The following is a 20,533-nucleotide window of genomic DNA, read 5'->3' on the forward strand; positions in this document are numbered from 1 at the left end:
GCCTGCTCCCCATTAGAGGTACAACCATATCTTGGCCAAATCCAGGTCATAATATTAAACGATTCCTTGCTGTGCTGTATCGTAAATCAGGAACCGGCACAGGTCGTAAAATAGGTCACAAAGCCAGTGGATGGGGATTTAAACGGTTGTTGTTTCCGTCCAGCGGAACCCCAGTTTTTCCACTTCCGCCTTGAGATAGTTCATCCCCTCGATGACTAGCGGCCGCGAGCCGCGCAAGCCGAATTCAACCTTGCGTTCGCCTTCCTCGCCGATGTGCGGCAGGCTGGAAAAGCGCAGGTCTGGGTAGCGCCGCACGAATTCGTTCATCAGATCGAGCAGCGGGCTTTCCATGGCGTCCAGCACGGTGATCACGGCTTCGGTTTCCGGCGCCTGGTTGCGTATCCCCGGGTAGAGCGTGTCCAGCACCCAGTCCATCATCGGCCACGCCATTTGCGGAAAGCCAGGCAGAAAGTGGTGGTGGTGGAGGGAAAAGCCTGGGACGCGGTTGAACGGGTTGGGGATGATGCGGCTGCCCTGCGCCAGATCGGCCATCAGGATGCGCCGTGGGTAGGCCTCCGTGCCGAAGCGCGCTTCGATTTCCGCCACTGCGTCGGGGTGGCGAATCAGCGGCACGCCGGCAGCCTCGGCTGCGCACTGCCGGGTATGGTCGTCGGGGGTGGCGCCGATGCCGCCGAAGCTGAACACGATGTCGTCCTGCGGCAGGGTCTGGCGCAGGGTTGCAATGATGAGTGCGGGGTCGTCACCGATGATGCGGCACCATTTGAGTTCCAGCCCGCGTTGCGCCAAGGTTTCGATCACGCGCTGGAAGTGCCGGTCCTGGCGCTTGCCGCTGAGCAGCTCGTCGCCGATGATGATCGCGCCGAAATTCATTTAGAGCCTCTTATTCGCAGGCAAACAGGACGGTCAGGGGTGAGGTCGGGTCGCCTTCGGTGTCGTGGCCCAGGCTGATGGAACCGCTGCCGGAGAGCGGGAATTCTTCCCGATGAACGAAAGATTTCCGGCCATCTTCGGTGAAGATGTAAGTGCCGTTGGTGCTCTGGTCGATGAGGATGAACTTGCCACCGCGGTATTCGATCTGTGCATGTTGCCGCGACGCAAGGGGGTTATTGACGACGAGATCGTTGTTTTTGTCTCGGCCGAGCACTGCGGCGGATTTATTTCCGTCGATCACCAGGCTCGTTCCGCCGTGGCGCAGTACCAGGCGTCCGGTGTAGGGCGCGGTTTTGAAGGCGGTGCCCGGCATCAGGGTCAAATCGCCCACTTCCTGCCAGATGATTTCGCAGATGTCGATTTCTTCGCGCTTGCCTTTCAGGGTGGCGTTACCCAGCTTGCGCATGTCGGCTCTCAGTTCTGTGGGCAGGGTGTCGGCGGTTTGCTGTGAGGTGATGATCTGCCCCGCTTTGGCGATTTTCGTCAAGCGGGCAGCGATGTTGACCGCATCGCCGAAAACGTCGCCCTCGTCGCGAATCGCCGGGCCGTAGTGCATGCCGATGTGGATGTATAGCGGCAGTTTTCCGCTGATGAGCTGCATCGCCATTTCCGTCTGCATGGCGCGCGCCGCGCAGAAAGCTGATCCGGCGTCGGCAAAGGCGCACATGATCTCGTCGCCGATGGTCTTGACGATTTCACCGTGGTGCTTGTGTGACAGTTCGGAGAGAACGGACAGGCAGTGTTCGATGCGCTCCAGTGCTTCCTTGTCGCCCAGCGTTTCGTAAAGGCGGGTGCTGCCGCTTATGTCGGCAAACAGGATGGCAAGGCTGACATTCTCGTTTGGCATGGCGGCATTATAACGATAATGGCAGCGCGTTGGAGCATTTGTCGCCTACCGTTTATCCGCGCTTTTATCCTTACTATTTTGAATTATTATCCGAAAATTTGGCTCTTCGCAATGACAATTCAATCCCTAATGCATCAAAACCAGATTTCCGGATAGCGTCTTGATGCCGGAATGTTATTGACCAGTATGGCCACCGCCAGCAGAATCAGGGGGCCTAAGGTGGCGGGTATCAGTACGTACAAGAACCCCAGTTTGTGAATCTCCGCTGAGCCTATTACCGCGATTAAAGCCGTGGCACCGCCAGGTGGGTGCAGCGTCCGGGTGGCGTGCATGAGGGCTATTGCGGTAGCAACCGCCATTGCTTCCGCGAGCCATGGATACGGGTGAAGCAACTTCCAGCAAATGACTCCAACGATTGCCGATATGACGTGTCCGCCCACCAGGTTGCGCGGTTGGGCCAAAGGACTGCGTACTGCGCCGTAGACGAGTACGGCAGATGCGCCAAAAGAACCAATCATCAGCGATAGATCAATGCCTTTGAAAAAGAGCTGATCCACCCAGGCAACCAGCGCAATACCCAGAAATGCACCGATCCAGGACCATACGATTTCGGCGTTGCTTACCCGCGGCGGGCTGCCACGTGTGGTGCCACGCATCTTGCGGAAATATTCAGGAATTTTCATCGAATATTTTCCAGATTATAGGCAGTAAAAAAGTCTTTGCGCAGCAGCAAGCCGAGCAGCCGGCCATCGCTTTCCACGACGGGCAGGCTGCGACCATTATGTTTGTGGAACGCACTCATGACTTCCTCGAATCCGGCATCCTTGGTGATCGTTACGGCAGGGGTGGACATTGCCGCGCTCACGGGTGTCTCATGGCAACGATGCTGAAATTCGAATGCATCATCCAACATACTCAACAGCAACTCCAGAAAAGTATCGACTTTTAGCCGCCGCAAGAAGTCGGTTTCAGTAAGCATCCCTATCACGCAGCCTTTTTCATCCACCACGGGAAGAGCCTTGTAGCCGGATCGAACGAGAGCCTTTGCCGCTTCGTCGAGGGGGATGTCGGGAAGAAGGGGCTCAAGCCCCACGCGCATGAGGTTTCCTGCCCTGAAATTGCCCAATAGACGTCCCACTGCATGGCGATGGGCCAGGTGATAGATCGTCCGAAAATCTTCCGTTGTGATATCGAGGTAGCCGGGAATGTGCCGCATCGCGTCCAGAATATCCCCATCGGTCAATTCCATCTCCAAAAGATCATCGTCAGCAGAATCTGTCTTGGGGCTTTCGTGCGAGGAGTCTTGCATGGTGGAAAATCAACCGAGTAATTTTATGTGGATTTATTCTAGCAGCTTGCCTCTCGAGTCATAAAGGTTTTATTAACGGCTACTTCTGTTTCTCCCTATTTACTATCTGTGCACTGACAAAATCACCCACATGAAGCTCGGTTTTTCCGGGGTCGATTGAGAGTTCACCTATCGAGAATAAAGGGAATACCTGTCTGATGGTGAGGGATGCAACGGGAATGGTCTGGACTCCCAGCAATCCCTTGGATGCGGCCTCTGACTGAATTCGCTTTGCGGAATGATAGGCAATGAATTTATCTCCCGGCGCTACGCGAGAGGCAACTCCACCATCGATATGAATTTTGTTATTGTCGATATCGATATCGGTGATTTTTGCTGTGAAGGGTATGCAGGCCAGATCAGTCTTGATGCCTTTGATTAGTGATTTCATCAAGTCATCGAACCGCTTTCCAAAAGGCGTACTAAAATACTTGGCACTACCGAAGAGCGATCTGATTTCAATTTCATTTTCGCCCGCAATCTCCATGCCCTGGCGTCTTTTCGCTACCAACACTCCGGAAAGACCATCATAGGCATCGACTTCCACCTCTATCCACCGGCCATAATCAGTGCGCCCAATGCCCGCATCAATGACACCGGAGAAGACAAATTGACTCCCGGTTTTAAATGCAACTTCACGCGCGGCATCCGTGCTTGAAAGCGAACCGGATTGTGCGTTAAGTGGCGGATACTCTGTTCCGATAGAGACATTGCGCGGGAAAAACTCATTGCTTTCCCCTAACCTTCGCAACAAGTCTTCGGGAAAGCCGGACCGAATATTCGGGGTCAGAGCGATGGGGCGATAGTCGATTTTAAAGCTCGTGGCGGAGATTTTCCTTTTGAGGCGAGCCATTTCTCTTGTGGCGTCAGTGCCTCCATCGACAGAGGCACAAGCACCAGGGGGCCTTGCTTGAGGCAAGCTTTCCTCAAGCTTGACTACTGGGAGGGGTGCAATGGGGGGAGGGCTGACTACTGCGGGGCGATATTCTTTGGCTTCAACGTGTTTCTTGAGAGCCGCGCCCAAAGATGGGCGTTTTTTCGGATAAGCTTTTACTTCGCGTATCAAGGACGCTCGTTTCTGTGGCTGGATCTCTGCCCTTTTCAAGGGTTGTCGCTTCGCCTTTTGGTGTACCAAGGACTGCTCTTGCTGGAACTTGACGATTGCGGCCTGATGTTCATTTTCACGCTGGTTCAGCAATAACAGCGACTTTTTGAGCTGATTCGCCATGGTGATCAACTCGGCTTCCTTTACGCCGAGTGCTTTCACTTTTTCAATCTGTTCGGCCTCCTGGCTAAGTCTCTTTGCTGCAAGCTCGGCTTTATTTTTATCAAGATCAGCCTGGAGAGCGGTTAATGAGCCCCTCTCTTTTTGTAGCTTGAAATATTGGTATCCCAGCGGGATTCCCAAAATGATTAGCGCCAATAGCGTTGGCAAAATAAAGCGCTTTGCAATCGCGGTAGCAGAATTCAAATTGATCATGATCAGGATGTCTCTAAGTGTATTTCACGGTGTGTGTGCAACAACTGTGCCGTCTTTGCTTCCTGCGATGAGTGCTGAAGAAGTCGAGACAGGCAAACCCCCAGCGATTCAGTGCCCATGGAAAGGGTAAATTCCCGGTTTCATGTTTCTCATGATCGTAAGAATACCGCGTTTCTGCTTGACGAGGGCGGTTACAATGGCGTTTTCCCCTTCCAGGATACCCCGTCATGACAGAACCCGTTCGCCTCGCAAAACGCCTTGCCGAATTAGTCCCCTGCTCTCGCCGGGAGGCAGAGCTTTATATCGTGGGCGGCTGGGTAATGGTGGATGGGCAAGTGGTGGAAGAACCCCAGTTCAAAGTGTCGCAGCAGAAGGTTGAGCTTCACCCCGACGCAACGCTTACGCCAGTTGAGCCGGTGACCATCTTGCTGCACCAGCCTCCCGGCCATGATGCAGGCGCGGATGCCAACTCCGCGCAGCAGTGGCTTACCGCCGACGCACGGGCGGCTGACGACTCTTCCGGCATCCTCATGCTCAAGCAACACTTTGCACGGCTGACCCCAACTACGCCGTTGGAGGCGAACGCCAGCGGCTTGCTGGTATTTACCCAGGACTGGCGAGTAGCGCGCAAGCTGCTCGACGATGCCGCCACCGTAGAGCAGGAGTACATCGTTGAGGTTGCTGGCGAAATGGGGCCCGATGGGCTCAAGCGTCTCAATCACAAGCTCAGTATTAACGGACGGTCGCTGCCCCCGGCCAAAGTCAGCTGGCAAAATGAAACCCGCCTGCGCTTCGCTCTCAAGGGTGCACAACCCGGCCAGATTGCTCATATGTGCAACAGTGTTGGGCTAAAGGTGCTGACCATGAAGCGGATCAGGATCGGGCGGGTGTCGATGGCCAAATTGCCGCCTGGGCAATGGCGTTATTTGGCACCGCATGAGCGATTTTAGGTGCGGCAGAAGGTAAAATAATTATAGATGTTCTTACCAGCGGTGGCGTTTTCTGAGGCGTTCTCTTTCACCCATCATGTCTGCAATGCTGAGCAGCAGCTCTGCGTAAGCCCTGTCATGAGTGGTTAAATGATCCATGTGCTGCATCGCTTCCGCGGTCAGTCTTCTGGCCTCCACGGCAGCGGCATGGTCGCTGCCCTTCGCGCGAACGGCAGTATCGGCCAGGATGGTCACCAGTGTCGGCTGCACTTCAAGCAGACCGCCTGAGATATAAATCAGTTCCAGAGTGTTGCCTGGAGTAAGGATGCGTACTTCGCCTTCTTTGAGCGGAGTCAGCATCGGCGCATGGCGCGGGTGTATGCCAACCTCGCCGAGCAGGGCGGGAGCAGCAACGCTCAGCGCCTCACCGGAATAAATTTCGCTTTCCAGGCTGACGATGTTGACCTGCATGGTGGTGGCTTCGATAGGGGCGCTCATCGCCGGACTGGGTCTGACTAGTCTTGGGAAATGCTGCGGTGCTGGTATTGCATGGCGAAAATGATGATTTCCGCCACTTCCTCGTATTTGGTCAGGCGGTCGGTATTGATCGTGAGGTCGAAGGCGGTCGGCTCATTGAGCCTCTTTTTGAAAACATCCCAGACGAATTTGCTTCTGTTCTGGTTGACCAGTTCTACCAGCTTGCGCGCTTCTTCCAGCGCAACCGATTTTTTTTTGGCGACCCGTTCGGCGCAAGTTTCCGGCGAGGCGGTAAGGCGTACCCGGAACACGTTCTGCTGCGCCAGGATGAGATGGGCGCCGCGTCCTAGGATCACGCCGCCGTTGCCAGTGTAGAGGATGCCCAGCACCACCTTGACCAGGTGACGGCGATAGTTATCATTCAGCACGTTCTCGCCGGACAGCATCGAGATGATCCAGCTGTCCCAGAAGCTGCGGGTTTTCTCGTCGAACTGGGCCAGCAGATGCGGGTCTGCGCCGGAACGTTCCACCACCGCGTCCAGCAATTCCTTGTCGTAGACCGGCACGGCCAGATGTTTGGCCAGATGCTGCGCAATCTCGCGACCGCCGCTGCCATAGTCACGTGAAAGTGTGACGACTGGCCGCTCCGCATCTTGTCCGCCGTGCATTTCAGCCGCATGCGCCTTGAGGATGGCTTCCACCAGCTTTGTTGCGTCCATGGTCATGGGGCAGGGACTCCTGAATTATCTATTTGAAGCGTATAGAAAATGGCCTGAATTTACAAGGTTAAGACGCCGGGTGTGGTCTGTTTGGAAAATTTTCTGATAAATAAGAGTTTCGGATGTCCATATCCCGAAATAAATGGTAATGTGATTATCAAATATAAGCATGTAAATATATTTTAATAATTTAATTGGCTTACTTCTATGTCGGACTCAAAATTTCTGTTGGGGGTTAATTAGATGAAAACAAAGAAAATGTTATTTTCCAGTATCCTGGCGGCGTGCGCGTTTCCGCAACTGGCTTTCGCTACCAACGGCATGAACATGGAAGGCTACGGCGCTACAGCCCTGGGCATGGGTGGCGCTTCGATGGCCTACGACAATGGCACAGCCGCAATGATGAACAACCCGGCGACGCTGGCGATGATGGATGAGGGGAGCAACCTCGACTTGGCGCTCGGCTTTCTCGCGCCGCAGGTGAAATCATCTGCAGGAGGCATGACATCGAGTTCCAGCGCTGATTTTTTCGGCGGCCCGGCAATCGGCTGGATCCGGAAACATAACGGGTTGCTGTTCGGTATCGGAATGTACGGCCAGGGCGGCATGGGCACCGAATATGGCAGCGACTCGATTTTCGCCAATCCTGGTGCTCAAGCAGTTTCACCGGGATTGATCAATCGCTCCGAAGTCAGCGTTGGCCGGGTGATATTTCCGGTCGCTTATAATGTCAGTCCAGATCTGAATATTGGCGGTTCCGTGGATTACGTCTGGGCCGGTATGGATATGCAGATGGCCATCAACGGGGCTTCTTTTATGCAAATGGCAGGTGGTATTTCGCCGATGGCATCGGCTTCGGGCCCTATGGTCAGTGCATTTGGCTCGATGATGGGTGCCGGGGCTGGCCAGATCGGCGCAGTCAACTGGGGATATTTCGATTTCTCAAACAAGAATGATTTTACCGGGCAGGCGGTCGGCACGGGCTATGCCGGCAAAATAGGTTTCACCTACAAATTGGACAGCAAGACCACCATCGGCGCCACCTACCATTCCAAGACCCGCTTGAGCGATCTGGAAGCCAAGGACGCGACTGTTTCATTTAATGTAGACGTAAATAGTGGGCCAACCAACCTGACTATCCCAGTCAGTGGAAAAATGACGGTAAAGGACTTCCAGTGGCCGGAAACTTACGGCATTGGTATTGCCTACGAGGCGAGCGAGAAATGGATGCTGGCGGCCGACTACAAGCGTATCAACTGGGCTGCTGTCATGAAGGACTTCAAGATGGAGTTTACTCCGGCCGGTAATACCGGCATGGCTGCCAACTTTGATGGGTTGCCCATGAACGTGGTGTTCTATCAGGACTGGAAAGACCAGCATGTCCTGATGCTAGGCGCGGCATACCGCATGAGCGACGCGCTGACTCTTCGTGGCGGCCTCAACATGGCGAACAATACGGTGCCGGATACCTATCTGAATGCGTTGTTCCCCGCGATTATCAAGAATCACGTCACTGCCGGCTTCGGCTATGCCATCAACAAGAAGTCGCATCTCGACCTGGCCTTCAGCTATGCACCCAAGGTGACGGCGACTTCGGGCGTGACCGGCATTACCACCAGCCACGAGCAGTACAACGGGCAACTGGTCTACAGTTATCACTTCTAAACGCTGGGGCGGCAGCAGATCCGCTGGCCGCCTCAATGTCGAATGTTTTTCTCCAGGAAGCGATCCCGAAGTCTGGCAAAGGTCTTCGGGGCGCTCTGGCTGAACGATTAGGGGCCACCCTTCAGGGTGTGGCTTCCCGGCAAATCAGCCCACGATCACCACATACCACAGCAACAAATTGACGATCAGGGGTAAGGTCGTCATTGCCTGCCAGAAGCGTGCTGGTCGCAGGCGGCTGAGCCGATTTGTTTCGCCGTGTTCAATGGAAAGCAGGCGTTCCCCGGCGGTTTTATAGCGATCCCAGAGATCGTGCGCAGGCTTTCTGAATTCCCTCTTGCGGATGCACCATCTTTTTTGGTGCAGCGCTCCGTTTTGGTGCGTCCATCAGGGTGATGCACCAAAACAAATTGAATATAATTATGGCTATCAATTGGTTGTAATGATGGCACACGACTTGCTTTAGCTCCACCCATATTCGTTTATGGCCACTTTGCTGGAGCACATTATGTCCGATCGTTTCAATCTTCTCGATTTCTCCAAGGCGAACATTCGCACCCTGCACCTGACATGGCTGGCTTTCTTCGTCAGCTTCATGGTCTGGTTTGCGCATGCACCACTGATGCCTTTTATCCGCGATGCATTGCATCTGACTGACCTTCAGACCAACATGCTGCTGATTCTCAACGTGGCAATGACCATTCCGGCCCGTATTTTGGTCGGGATGCTGGTCGATCGTTATGGTCCGCGCATCCTGTTTTCAGCCATCCTGATTTTGGGCGGCACCATCAGCATGGGATTCGCCCTGGCTGAGAGCTTTCAACAACTGGCAATGATGCGTTTTCTATCAGGCTTTGTCGGTGCTGGTTTCGTCGTTGGCATCCGGATGATTTCGGAATGGTTTCCAGCACGTCAGACCGGCGTTGCTCAGGGCATTTATGGTGGCTGGGGAAACTTTGGCTCTGCCGGTGCAGCAGGGCTGCTCCCCACTGTTGCTGTTGCCGTGGGCGGGCCTGATGGCTGGCGTTATGCGGTTGCCCTCACCGGCCTGATCTCTATTGCCTACGGCATTTTGTTTTACTGGCGGGCACGCAACACACCCAAAGGCTCGACTTATTTCAAGCCCAAGAAAACCGGTGCGCTGGAAGTAACCAGCGGTTTTGATCTGGTGCTGTACATGGTGATGAACATTCCTATGTATCTGGCTCTGGGTGTACTGACCTGGAAGCTTTCGCCCAGTGGAATGAAATTGTTGGGTGATGGTGCCGCATACGCCATCTATGCTGTGTTAGCTCTGACCTATCTGGTACAGATCTGGAAAATCTGGCAAGTGAACGTCCATATCCTTAAAGAGAAGGTGCCGGAACTGCAACGCTACGCCTTCACTCAGGTTGCCATTCTGGATCTGGCTTATATGGTGACGTTCGGCACCGAACTGGCGGTGGTTTCCATGCTGGCGCTGTTTTATGTGGATATGTTTGCTATGGACAAGGTCACTGCGGGTCTTCTGGCCGGCTCTTATGCGATGATCAACCTGGTTGCCCGCCCTGCCGGCGGCATGCTGAGCGATAAATTCGGCCGCAAGGTCACGCTTATCATCGCTTTTATTGGCATCGCGTTGAGCTTCATGATGCTGAGCAATGTGAGCCAGGAATGGTCCCTGCCCATGGTCGTGATGGCCGCAACTTTTGGCGGCATATTCTCCAAGGCCGGATCGGGCGCCGTTTATGCCATGGTACCCCTGATCCAGCGCCGCCTGACCGGCCAGATTGCAGGCATGACCGGCGCTTATGGAAATGTGGGAGGGGTATCCTTTCTCACTGTACTGGCCTTGGTTTCCACGCAGACATTCTTTCTGGTGATAGGCACGACAGCCGCTATTGTTCTGATGTTCATCGCATTCTTCCTGCGGGAGCCCAAAGGGCACATGACCGAAGTGTTGCCTGATGGCACAGTACAACTGATCGAAGTAAACTGATAGCAATGCTAACAATAGTCCGCCCTGCTTCGGTGGGGTTCGCCTTGTGGTGAAGGGCAAAAAATGAACAATACCCTGAGCGTTAGTCTGGGGCAGCATTCGATTGCCGGCATCAAGCCACAGAACGAGGATTTTTTCGGCGCCTCGATTCCCACTGACGCAACGCTGGAAAGCAAAGGCATTTGTGTGGCTATTGCTGACGGGGTCAGCGCGAGCGAAGGCGGGAAAGAGGCCAGCCAGATCGCGGTGCGCCAGTTTCTGGACGACTACTTCAGCACGCCCGACTCATGGTCGACCAAACATGCCGCAACCAAGATTCTGGGTGCGCTGAACCTGTGGCTCTACAACCAGGGACAGAAGCTTTATGCCGGAAATTGTGGCTTGGCAACCACGTTCAGCGCCATCATCCTGAAGTCTCAGACGGCTCACCTGTTTCATGTCGGGGACAGCCGCATTTACCTGTTGCGAGAAGGGCAGCTGGAGTGCCTGACGCGGGACCATCGCGTCCATTTTGGCGACAAAAGCGACTATCTGGCCCGGGCGATGGGCATAGATACGCGACTGGACATTGACTATCATACCCGCGAGTTGCAGCCCGGCGACTGCTTTATTCTGACAACGGATGGCGTGCACGATGTCCTGCGTTCAGAAGAACTGGAACAACTGCTGAACGGTCTTTCCCGTGAGCCGCAGAAATGTGCCGAGACAGTGGTGGCGCATGCGCTCAGCCAGGGCAGCCAGGACAACATCACCTGCCAGGTGGTGCGAATTGAAACGCTACCGCAAGCCGACAAAAGCGAATTCTTCGAACACCTGAACAGCCTGCCTTTCCCTCCCGATCTCAAAGCCGGACAAATTCTGGATGGCTACCGTATCCTGCGCGAACTGAATGCCACCTCGCGCAGCCAGGTCTATCTGGCGGAAGACACGCAGGAGTCGTCCGCGAAAAAAGTGGTCATCAAAACCCCGTCGCAGAATTACAACGACGACCCGCTATATATCGAACAATTCCTGCTCGAGGAATGGGTGGCGAAACGTCTGGATTCGCCTCATCTGATCAAGATCTGTGATCGCACCACACGCCCGCGCACTTTTCTTTACAGCGTGGTCGAGTACATCGAAGGCCAGACCCTGCGCCAGTGGATGCGTGACAATCCCAGTCCAAGTGTGGATCAAGTACGCGCAACGGTGGATCAGATCGCGCGAGGCTTGCGCGCCATGCACCGGATGGAAATGATCCACCAGGATCTGAAGCCGGACAACATCCTGATCGATCGCAACAACACCCTGAAGATTATCGACTTCGGTTCCACCCGTATTGCCGGCCTGGCCGAAACCCATACCGTACTGGAGCACAAGCATATTGCCGGCACCGCAAGCTATTCTGCTCCGGAATACTTCAGGGGAGAGCAGGGCAATGATCGATCGGACATCTTTTCCATGGGAGTGATCGCCTATGAAATGTTCACCGGCAAACTTCCCTACGGAGAAATCAGCCCCGAGCAGGCCGCACGGAAAAAGTTTACTTACACTTCCGCACGAATATACAACCCTAAGACCCCAGACTGGGTGGATGCAGCGCTGGAAAAAGCGACGCAACCCCACCCCAACAGACGTTATGAAGTCGAATCCGAATTCGTCGCGGACCTGACCTGCCCGAACCAGAGCCTTGTCAACGAAGGGCGCAGCCGCCCCCTGCTGGAACGCAATCCGTTGGGTTTCTGGAAAGGACTATCGCTGATCCAGCTGGCGGTCATCCTGATTCTGGGCTATTTGCTGCTGAACGGTACTGTCAGAACCTGAAGTTCCGAAACCATCATAAGCTTACCGGCCAAGATGTGGCGTCCCCTTCATTGTGTGGAGATCAGATCGAAGTTGGTATGCATTTCCAGCTTGGGGAGTTAAGGCACGCTACGTGCCAAAAAAAGAAGCTGGGGAATGACTATGGGATAGCCAAATACATGCGATGAAGTTCATGGTCTGCCTAATGCAAAAGTTGGCAGCAGGCCAAACTTAATACAAAAGTTGCGCTCCAACGTTGAATCTGCCAAATACAGAAATGCCAAATAGGTATGGAATCTGTATTGAATTCAATACGCTATTTTTTATGTTTTCCGAATAAAAGCAATTATTCGACTAGAATTAAAAACTGCGTATCTCTGAAGGAAGCAGCTTGAGCGATGAACTGAACGAGCAAGACCTGCTGCGAAAAGCCGCCGAATGCAATGCGGCAGGGGGTGGTGTTGACCACGCTGGCACCATCAGTTCGGTCGATGACATCACCGAGCGCAAGCAGGTGGCGCAGAGAGTACAGTGGGGCGAGACCCTTTTCCGGCAGATGGCGGAGAACATCCACGAAGTCTTCTGGACAGGCACTCCTGACTGGAATGAGGTGCTCTATATCAGCCCGGCTTATGAGAAAATCTGGGGCCGTTCCTGCGAGAGTCTCTATGCTCGACCACGGGATTGGCTGGATGCCGTGGTGGATGCAGACCGCGAAGAACTCATTGATGCCATTAACAAAAAATACGCCGGAGATTTCTCTGGTTTTGTATTTCCGGAGTATCGGATATTCCGGCCAGATGGCACCGAGCGATGGATATATGCACGCGCTTTTCCCGTCCGTGATGCAGAAGGGAAAGTTAATCGAGTTGCCGGCATCGCTGAGGATATTACCGAACGTAAGCAGGCCGAAATTGCGCTGCGACAGGAGTGCGACCTCAACCGGCGCTACCTCGACACCGCCCAGACCCTGATGGTTGCGCTGGATTGCGAAGGTCGCATTGCCATGATCAACCGTGCCGGCTGCGCGCTGCTGGGCTACAAGGAAGATGAACTACTGGGGCGCAACTGGTTCGCAACCTGCCTGCCTCAGCATCGTCATATTCTGGACAAGGTATTATCTATTTTCCACAAGCTGTTGGCCGGGAATGTTGATGCTGTGGAGCATTTCGAAAACCCCGTGCTATGCCGTGACGGAAGCGAGCGTCTGATCGCCTGGCACAACACCACGCTTTGCGATGAGCACGGCCAAGTCATCGGCACCCTCGGTTCGGGAGACGACATCACCGCGCGCAAGCAGGCCGAAAACGCGTTGCAGGAGAACGAAGAACTTCTGACATCTGTCTTAGGCCTTCTGCCTGTGGGGGTCTGGATCATGGATGCAGAAGGAAACATCGCCTCTGCAAATGCTGCCGCGCAACAGATTTGGGCCGGGGCACGTTATGTGGGAATTGAACAGTTCGGAGAATACAAGGGCTGGTGGTCTGATAGTAAAAAACCGATAGAACCCCATGAGTGGGCAGCGGCACGCGCTATCGAAAAGGGTGAGACTTCCATTGAAGAGGAAATCGAGATCGAATGCTTCGATGGCACGCACAAGATCATCCTCAACTCTGCCCTGCCGATCCGCGGAAGCGATGGGGCAATCAGCGGTGCCATTATCGTCAACCAGGACATCACCGCGCGCAAACAAGCCGAGGCCGAGCTTCACATCGCTGCCACCGCCTTCGATTCGCAAGAATGCCTGATGATCACCGATGCTGACGGGGTGATCCTGCGAGTCAACCAGGCATATGCCAAGAATACTGGCTATACGGCCGAGGAACTCGTGGGCCAAAAACCGAGCCTACTCAGGTCTGGCCGCCACACTGCGGACTTCTATCGCGCGATGTGGGAGACTATAAATCGTACTGGGACATGGCAAGGAGAAATCTGGGATCGACGTAAAAATGGTGAGATATTCCCCAAATGGCTCACCATCTCCGCCGTCAAAGGGGGCGATGGGGTCGTTACGCATTATATCGGGTCACACATTGACATTACGGAACGCAAGGCGGCGGAGCAAGAAATCCACCATCTGGCATTCTATGACCCTCTCACTCAGCTGCCCAATCGGCGGCTTCTGCTGGACCGGCTTCAGCAGGTATTGGCTTCCAGTACGCGTAGCGGTCGAGAAGGGGCAGTGCTGTTCATTGATCTGGATAATTTCAAGACCCTCAACGATACCCTCGGCCATGAAATTGGGGACTTGCTGCTGCAACAGGTTGCGCAACGCCTGGTGTCCTGCATACGCGAAGGCGACACGATGGCGCGTTTTGGTGGTGACGAGTTCGTGATGGTGCTGGCAGATTTGAGCGAGCAACCCATTGAAGCTGCCGCGCAAACGGAAGCTGTCGGTAATAAAATTCTCGCTACGCTCAGTCAGCCTTACCTGCTTGCCACGCACGAATACAATATCACCTCCAGCATCGGTGCCACCCTGTTCAGGGACCACCAAACCGGGATGGATGATCTGTTCAAACAAGCTGACATCGCCATGTTTCAGGCCAAGAAAGCCGGCCGCAACACCCTGCGCTTCTTCGACCCGAAAATGCAGGAGGCCATCAGCGAACGCGTAGCCCTGGAAGGCGAATTACGCAAAGCACTTGAGAAGCATCAATTTCAATTGTATTACCAAATCCAGGTGGACAGTTCGCACCGTCCATTGGGAGCAGAGGCACTGATCCGCTGGATACATCCTGAACGCGGTTTGGTGTCTCCCATGGACTTCATTCCGCTGGCGGAAGAAACCGGGCTGATCCTGCCCATTGGTCTATGGGTGCTGGAGACCGCGTGTGCCCAGCTCAAGGCTTGGCAGCAAGAGGCACTAACACGCGACCTTGTTCTGGCGGTGAACGTGAGTGCCAAGCAATTCCGCCAGGCTGATTTCGTGGCTCAAGTGCAAGCTGCAGTGCAACGCCATGCCATCAACCCGATGTTGCTCAAGCTGGAACTCACCGAAAGTATGTTGCTGGAGAACATCGAAGACATTATTGCAACCATGAACACATTGAAAAAAATCAGCGTCCAGTTCTCATTGGACGACTTCGGCACCGGCTATTCATCCTTGCAATACCTCAAACAACTGCCGCTCAATCAGCTTAAGATCGATCGGTCATTCGTTCGCGATATTGTCGACGATATCAACGATAGAGCGGTTGTGCGCGCCACCATTGCGATGGCGCAAAGCCTGAACCTGAACGTCATTGCCGAAGGTGTCGAAACGGAAGAGCAACGACAACTCCTTCTGAACATTGGCTGCACTCACTACCAAGGGTATCTGTTCAGCAAGCCGGTTCCGATTGAGCAGTTCGAAGCGCTGCTGAAACAGGGCTGATTGTTGTTGATGTAGGGACGGATGGAGAGTGTCTCTTCGGCTCGATTGTTGCACATCACGATGGTCAGATTTCGGGCAAAGTATTTACAAGGCCATATGACCGCATGGAGTCGGAATGGGGCGATTCACTGGTTCAAGTAATTGCCGGTGACAGGACTAAGCGGTATGTCCCGGTCGCTGACAACAACCTGGAAACATAGCTTTGCCACATCATATTTGGAAGTATAAGCTTACCGGTACGTGCTGCTCTGAACGCTTGCGTATCGCGAGAATTCTTAGCGGACTCCGTTGATCAGTATCCCTCTCTATCCCCGTGCTCAGGAAAGAAGAAAGGCGAGATGCCAGGGGTATTACACGGCCAAGGTGGATAGGCCAGAGCCAGAATCACCAGATAGAAGGGTGGCGCTATCAATGCGCATCCGGCACCACGCCCACTTGCGGCATGTTGGCCAGCCCGACCTCTTTAGCATGTTCGACAAAACCTTTGTTCCTCCAGAAAAATGCACCGGGCATGGTGGTCGGGATGACCAGTACGTAGAACAATGCCCGTCCCAGAATCCCGCTGGCCAGCGCGGTCAGCGCCAGCAACCCGAATGCCAGCCCGCTGGCTTGCTCCGTGAAGCCCATGCCCATTGCCAGCAGCAGGCTGGTTGCCAGCAATCCGTTACGCACCCAGTAGGGGTAGCCGTAGGTGGTGGTTTGCTCGTAGAACGAGGCCGCGCCTTCATCGCCATGGGATTTCAGGTCGCGGGCATGGGCTATCAGGCCGATGCCTTCCAGAGCAAAGCCTGTGGCCGCCACGCTGGTCAGGACCACCCCCAGTTCGTTGGTCAGCGCACCCGTCAGCCACGCGGTCAACGCCAGCAACAGCGCGCCCAGACCCAGTGCCGTGGCCACGAAAGCGGCGCCGGTATGCCAGTGGTTCCAGAAGGGGCGCGCGGGGATCAGGTAGAGCTTGATCATGTAATACCCACCCAGGCACGCGCCCAGTATCCCCGCTGTCGCAGCCAGATTGCGCAGCGATCCGGTCAGTGCAGCGCCTATCAATGAGCCTGTCATGCCGCCAAAGAAGGTGAAGAAACCGTAGCCTGCCAGTCCGGCGAAGAACAGCGACACGCCGGCAATTTCACGGCTTACCGGGGAGTGTCTCAGGTTGTTGAAGCCCCGATAGAACCTCAGCGGTTTGCCCAGATGCATGTTGAGCTTGAACAGGCCGAAGCTCATCAGCACCAGCATCAGGCCCAGCGAGGGCAGGTACGCGACACTGCCGCTAAACGCGGATAGCTGCGCATTTCCCAGCCAGCCTCCCAGGATCAGCAGCAGAAATGCGCCCATCACGGTCTGCACGCTCAGGGTGAAGGCGATATGCGCGTTTTCGTGAGATCCGAGCAATTTCTTCAGATTCCAGTGCCGCTGGTAGCCATGCTTGGGGTCCAGCGTCGGGCGGAATGCGCCGCTGGTGTCGTCGCGGTGGTATTTCAGGGCGGTGCTGTCGACCCGCACCATGTCGCGCTGGGTGGTGCGTGTTTGCTGAAAACGGATGTTCGGATGGGTGATTTCGGGACTGGGGAAACCGGGAATTTCGGTCTTGGCCTGAGCACGTCCTTCCGGGATGTTTTCGATGACGCCGAAATCCAGCGCCTTGCCCAGACAGGCCGAAACGCAGGCGGGTTTCAAGCCGACCTCGAGCCGGTCTACGCACATGTTGCATTTGCTGACCTGACCCTTGACCGGGTCCAGTTGCGGCGCATTGTACGGGCATACCCAGGTGCAGTAGCCGCAGCCGAAACAGATATCCGGGTCTTGCAGTACCGCGCCGTATTCGGCGAATTTGGTGTAGGCGCGGGTCGGGCAGCCTTTCAGGCAGACCGGGTCGTCGCAGTGGTTGCAGGCCATCGAAATGTTGAGGCGTTGGTAATTGGGGTAAGTGCCGCCTTCGACGAAGCCCACCGAGCGGAAGGCGATATGCGCCGGGTTGTCGTTCTTTTCGCTGCAGGCGGCCTCGCAGGCATGACAGGCGATGCAGTTGTCGGCATTGAAATAGAAGCCGTGCTGTTTGTAGCGGTTGGGATTGCTGCCGATTTCGCCATCGCCATTGATGTTCAGGCTTTTTCCGTACAGCGCGTCGCCCTGGTGTGCTTTATCGATGGACAGGCCATAGCGATTTAGGGTTTGAGAGTTTTTGTCGGCCAGCAGGGCGTAGTCGGGTTCGTTGTCGCGTACTTTAAACATGTGGATTCCTTTGCATCAGAACTTGCGCATTTCCATACTCAATTTTGCCGCCGCCATCTGATCGGCGATGCGTTCAATGCGCACGGCAGATTGTTTGTAGGCCGGTTGGCGCGAGTGCGGGTCGAGCAGGCCTAATGTCAGCCGGTTGGCGCAATCGTGAAAATGGAAGGGCAGAAAAACCATATTCTTCGGCACGCGCTGGGTCGGCATTGCCATCGCCACTGCGTCAGATCGGCGCGACACCAGCCGCACATATTCGCCCCGTTCTATGCCCAGTTCTGCTGCCAGATCCGGATTGATTTCGATGAACGGGATGGGGCTGTATTTGTTGTTGTCGCCGATTTTTCCGGTTTTGGTGCGACCGTGCCAGTGCTCGATCAAGCGTCCGGTGTTTAGCCAGATGGGAAATTTTTCATCCGGCACTTCGTTGTTGTCGATGAACGGCAAGGGAATCAGTTTGGCCTTGCCATCGGCATAGCTGAAGGTGCCGTCCGCCGTGTATAGGCGCTTGCCGCCCTTGGGTGGAGCCTCGCCATTTTTTACCTGCTCTTGTGTATAGGGCCACTGGATGCCCCTTTGTTTTTCCAGCAACTCGTGATTCATGCCGGAGATATCGGCCAGTCGGCCGACGGAAAGTTTTCCCATCTCGAGGAAGATGTCGGCGGCCTTTTCCGGGAACTTGACCTTGCCGCTCTGATTAAAGCGTTCCGCCATGCGGTTGAATATCCACAAATCCGGCTGGGCCTGGCCCGGTGGCGGGGTCACCGGCTTCACAACGCTGATCCGACGCTCGGTGTTGGTCATCACGCCGTCTTTTTCTGCCCAGGTGCCGGCAGGCAAATAGACATGGGCGTATTGGGCGCTTTCGGTGTCCTGATAGCAGTCCTGCACCGCGCAGAATTCCAGGCTTTCCATCGCTTTGCGCACCCGTGCGCTGTTGGGCAGGGACGACAGAGGATTGGTCGCGATCAGCCACAGACCCTTGATCTGACCGCTTTCAATGGCGTGGTAAATGTCGGTTTGAAACATGCCGCGTTTTTTGGGGAAAAACTCCGGGTCGATGCCCCAGAAATCGGCAATTTCCGCCCGGTGCTCTGGGTTTTCCAGCGCGCGGTAATTGGGCAGCCCGGAGCAGGATGACCATTCGCGGGTGCCCATCGCATTGCACTGCCCGGTGATGGAAAGGCTGGTGCCGCCCGGCTTGCCGATGTTGCCGGTGATGAGCGCGAGATTATTGATGCCGACCACGCCGTCGGAGCCGTGGGTGGACTGGTTGATCCCCATCGTCCAGATCGCCATGGCCGCACCGGCTTTGGCATAAAGGCGGGCAACGACGCGGATGGTGTCTTCGTCGATGCCGCAGATTTTGGAGGCGGTCACCGGGTCATATTTGGCGACTTCGGCGCGCAGTTCCTCGATGCCGTTGGTGTTGGTCTCGATGTAGCTGCTATCTTCCAGCTTTTCGGCGAAGATGACATGCATCATGGCGTTCATCAGCACCACATCGGTGCCCGGCGTGATGGCGAGGTGGATGTGGGCGTTCTGCGCCAGCATGGTCACGCGCGGATCGATCACGATCAGCGGGAAGCCGCGTTTTTCCTGCGCTTCTTTCATGCGCCAGTAGATGATGGGGTGCTGCTCCGGCAGGTTGGAACCCCAGGCAAACAGGCAGTCGGTATGCTCGAAATCCTCATAGCATCCCGGCGGGCCGTCCGAACCGAAGGAGCGCTTGTAGCCCGAGACTGCGGACGCCATGCACAGAGTGGTATTGCCGTCGTAGTTATTGGTTCCGATCAGCCCACGGGTGAGCTTGCCGAGAGTGTAGAACTCCTCGGTCAACATCTGCCCGGTGGAGATGATGGCGACAGAATCACGCCCATATTTGGCCTGGATCCGCACGATTTCGTCATGCACTTTGTCCAGCGCGCTATCCCAGGTCGTGGGCTGCCAGTCCTGATGCCACTGCTCGCGCATCAGCGGTTCGGTGCCGCGCCCGGCTGAAGTAAATAGCTCGTGTTCGAAAATGCCTTTCAGACATAACTTGCCGCGATTGACATCCGCATCCGCCACGCCGCGCGATGTGACCGGCTTGCCTTCCGCGTTGAGGCCGACTTCAATCGAGCAACCGGTGGAACAGTAGCCGCAGGCGGCGTATTTCCATTCGACCACGCCCTTGTCGGCGATCTTGATCGGGTTTTTTTGTTTGCGTCCGAAAAGCATGATTTTTCCTCGGTAATTCTAACGGCCGGAAGCGGGCTCAAGGGAAAGGTAGATCAGGCCATCCCGCACTTCCACCGGGAAGCGCGCCGCGCATCCCTCATCCGGAGCCACGGCCAGACCGGTATCGAGATGGATTTTCCAGTCGTGCAGGGGGCAGGCGACTTTCTTGCCATGCACGATGCCTTGGGATAGCGGTCCGCCCTTGTGCGGACACTTGTCGCGCAATGCGAAGATTTCGTCACCCTGGGTGCGGAAGACGGCAATATCGCCTTTCGGGGACTTCACCAGTCGCGCGCCTAGCGGCGGAATGTCTTCGATACGGCCGACTTCGACCCAGTTTTGTTGGTTGCTTGTTGGCATGTTTTTTTCCTTTTTGAGGTATTGGTTGCTCCCTCTCCCCCAGCCCCTCTCCCGCTCGCGGGAGAGGGGGGGCTTAAGTGAGCTTGGTCGTGTTTTCCGGCCCCCAACGTAGCGCTCATGCCGCCCGATTTTCCTTCAAGAGCCAGTTGGCGTAGTGCTGTGCCGGGCTCTG

Annotated in this window: 15 protein-coding genes; 5 read left to right on the forward strand and 10 right to left on the reverse strand. The window is 55.3% G+C overall.

The annotated features are described in order from the left end of the window. Nucleotides 1-138: 138 nt before the first annotated feature. The 5 genes from SCT_RS14180 to SCT_RS14200 all read right to left on the reverse strand — a co-directional run bounded on the left by SCT_RS14180 (nt 139) and on the right by SCT_RS14200 (nt 4,626). A complete protein-coding gene (locus SCT_RS14180) occupies nt 139-891 on the reverse strand; it encodes a molybdopterin-binding protein (RefSeq protein ID WP_059424247.1) in 753 nt (250 codons plus the stop codon). Between the two features lie 10 nt (nt 892-901). Continuing rightward, entirely contained in the window at nt 902-1,798 is an 897-nt protein-coding gene (locus SCT_RS14185; RefSeq protein ID WP_059424249.1) for an adenylate/guanylate cyclase domain-containing protein, read from the reverse strand. A gap of 134 nt (nt 1,799-1,932) precedes the next feature. Next, on the reverse strand, nt 1,933-2,481 hold the full coding sequence (locus SCT_RS14190) for an HPP family protein (protein ID WP_059424251.1): 549 nt from the start codon (nt 2,479-2,481) through the stop codon (nt 1,933-1,935). Continuing rightward, on the reverse strand, nt 2,478-3,107 hold the full coding sequence (locus tag SCT_RS14195) for an HPP family protein (RefSeq protein WP_059424253.1): 630 nt from the start codon (nt 3,105-3,107) through the stop codon (nt 2,478-2,480). The genes SCT_RS14190 and SCT_RS14195 overlap by 4 nt, the downstream gene beginning before the upstream one ends. A 79-nt stretch (nt 3,108-3,186) precedes the next feature. Further along, the gene (locus tag SCT_RS14200) at nt 3,187-4,626 is read right to left on the reverse strand and encodes a hypothetical protein (protein WP_059424255.1); all 1,440 of its coding nucleotides are present in this window, start codon (nt 4,624-4,626) and stop codon (nt 3,187-3,189) included. 227 nt (nt 4,627-4,853) lie between these two features. Here SCT_RS14200 and SCT_RS14205 point away from each other — a divergent pair, with 227 nt between their 5' ends. Continuing rightward, on the forward strand, nt 4,854-5,576 hold the full coding sequence (locus SCT_RS14205) for an rRNA pseudouridine synthase (protein WP_059424257.1): 723 nt from the start codon (nt 4,854-4,856) through the stop codon (nt 5,574-5,576). A gap of 33 nt (nt 5,577-5,609) precedes the next feature. Here SCT_RS14205 and SCT_RS14210 read toward each other — a convergent pair whose 3' ends face one another. Continuing rightward, complete coding sequence (locus SCT_RS14210) at nt 5,610-6,053, reverse strand: F0F1 ATP synthase subunit epsilon (RefSeq protein ID WP_059424259.1); 444 nt, start codon at nt 6,051-6,053, stop codon at nt 5,610-5,612. A 17-nt stretch (nt 6,054-6,070) separates the two neighbouring features. Further along, on the reverse strand, nt 6,071-6,757 hold the full coding sequence (locus SCT_RS14215) for an AAA family ATPase (RefSeq protein WP_059424262.1): 687 nt from the start codon (nt 6,755-6,757) through the stop codon (nt 6,071-6,073). A gap of 237 nt (nt 6,758-6,994) precedes the next feature. On the opposite strand from SCT_RS14215, the gene SCT_RS14220 reads away from it, so the two are divergent. The 4 genes from SCT_RS14220 to SCT_RS14235 all read left to right on the forward strand — a co-directional run bounded on the left by SCT_RS14220 (nt 6,995) and on the right by SCT_RS14235 (nt 15,549). Beyond that, nucleotides 6,995-8,416 carry an OmpP1/FadL family transporter gene (locus SCT_RS14220; RefSeq protein WP_082098373.1) on the forward strand — a complete coding sequence of 474 codons (1,422 nt, stop codon included), beginning with the start codon at nt 6,995-6,997 and terminating at the stop codon, nt 8,414-8,416. 505 nt (nt 8,417-8,921) lie between these two features. After that, entirely contained in the window at nt 8,922-10,391 is a 1,470-nt protein-coding gene (locus SCT_RS14225; RefSeq protein ID WP_059424280.1) for an MFS transporter, read from the forward strand. A gap of 63 nt (nt 10,392-10,454) precedes the next feature. Further along, on the forward strand, nt 10,455-12,194 hold the full coding sequence (locus SCT_RS14230) for a bifunctional protein-serine/threonine kinase/phosphatase (RefSeq protein ID WP_059424266.1): 1,740 nt from the start codon (nt 10,455-10,457) through the stop codon (nt 12,192-12,194). Nucleotides 12,195-12,564: 370 nt separating this feature from the next. Then, nucleotides 12,565-15,549, forward strand: a complete 2,985-nt coding sequence (locus SCT_RS14235; RefSeq protein WP_082098374.1) for an EAL domain-containing protein — start codon at nt 12,565-12,567, stop codon at nt 15,547-15,549. 408 nt (nt 15,550-15,957) lie between these two features. Here the strand turns inward: SCT_RS14235 and SCT_RS14240 are convergent, their stop codons facing one another. The 3 genes from SCT_RS14240 to nirD are packed head-to-tail and all read right to left on the reverse strand — an operon-like array spanning nt 15,958 to nt 20,361. Then, nucleotides 15,958-17,781: a DmsC/YnfH family molybdoenzyme membrane anchor subunit gene (locus tag SCT_RS14240; protein WP_059424268.1), complete on the reverse strand. Its 1,824-nt coding sequence runs from the start codon at nt 17,779-17,781 to the stop codon at nt 15,958-15,960. 15 nt (nt 17,782-17,796) lie between these two features. Next, nucleotides 17,797-20,001: a molybdopterin oxidoreductase family protein gene (locus tag SCT_RS14245; RefSeq protein WP_059424270.1), complete on the reverse strand. Its 2,205-nt coding sequence runs from the start codon at nt 19,999-20,001 to the stop codon at nt 17,797-17,799. Nucleotides 20,002-20,019: 18 nt separating this feature from the next. Continuing rightward, the gene (gene nirD, locus SCT_RS14250) at nt 20,020-20,361 is read right to left on the reverse strand and encodes a nitrite reductase small subunit NirD (RefSeq protein WP_059424272.1); all 342 of its coding nucleotides are present in this window, start codon (nt 20,359-20,361) and stop codon (nt 20,020-20,022) included. Nucleotides 20,362-20,533 lie beyond the last annotated feature (172 nt).

The sequence above is a fragment of the Sulfuricella sp. T08 genome (genome assembly GCF_000971475.1).
In the GTDB taxonomy this organism is placed as follows: Bacteria; Pseudomonadota; Gammaproteobacteria; order Burkholderiales; family Sulfuricellaceae; genus Sulfuricella.

What these genes read in the sequence shown, in the direction of transcription:
- SCT_RS14205 (WP_059424257.1), top strand. Translation starts at nt 4,854, where the DNA reads ATGACAGAACCCGTTCGCCTCGCAAAACGCCTTGCCGAATTAGTCCCC.
- SCT_RS14195 (WP_059424253.1), bottom strand. Translation starts at nt 3,107, where the DNA reads ATGCAAGACTCCTCGCACGAAAGCCCCAAGACAGATTCTGCTGACGAT.
- SCT_RS14190 (WP_059424251.1), bottom strand. Translation starts at nt 2,481, where the DNA reads ATGAAAATTCCTGAATATTTCCGCAAGATGCGTGGCACCACACGTGGC.
- nirD (WP_059424272.1), bottom strand. Translation starts at nt 20,361, where the DNA reads ATGCCAACAAGCAACCAACAAAACTGGGTCGAAGTCGGCCGTATCGAA.
- SCT_RS14200 (WP_059424255.1), bottom strand. Translation starts at nt 4,626, where the DNA reads ATGATCAATTTGAATTCTGCTACCGCGATTGCAAAGCGCTTTATTTTG.
- SCT_RS14180 (WP_059424247.1), bottom strand. Translation starts at nt 891, where the DNA reads ATGAATTTCGGCGCGATCATCATCGGCGACGAGCTGCTCAGCGGCAAG.
- SCT_RS14210 (WP_059424259.1), bottom strand. Translation starts at nt 6,053, where the DNA reads ATGAGCGCCCCTATCGAAGCCACCACCATGCAGGTCAACATCGTCAGC.
- SCT_RS14220 (WP_082098373.1), top strand. Translation starts at nt 6,995, where the DNA reads ATGAAAACAAAGAAAATGTTATTTTCCAGTATCCTGGCGGCGTGCGCG.
- SCT_RS14215 (WP_059424262.1), bottom strand. Translation starts at nt 6,757, where the DNA reads ATGACCATGGACGCAACAAAGCTGGTGGAAGCCATCCTCAAGGCGCAT.
- SCT_RS14225 (WP_059424280.1), top strand. Translation starts at nt 8,922, where the DNA reads ATGTCCGATCGTTTCAATCTTCTCGATTTCTCCAAGGCGAACATTCGC.
- SCT_RS14185 (WP_059424249.1), bottom strand. Translation starts at nt 1,798, where the DNA reads ATGCCAAACGAGAATGTCAGCCTTGCCATCCTGTTTGCCGACATAAGC.
- SCT_RS14230 (WP_059424266.1), top strand. Translation starts at nt 10,455, where the DNA reads ATGAACAATACCCTGAGCGTTAGTCTGGGGCAGCATTCGATTGCCGGC.
- SCT_RS14240 (WP_059424268.1), bottom strand. Translation starts at nt 17,781, where the DNA reads ATGTTTAAAGTACGCGACAACGAACCCGACTACGCCCTGCTGGCCGAC.
- SCT_RS14245 (WP_059424270.1), bottom strand. Translation starts at nt 20,001, where the DNA reads ATGCTTTTCGGACGCAAACAAAAAAACCCGATCAAGATCGCCGACAAG.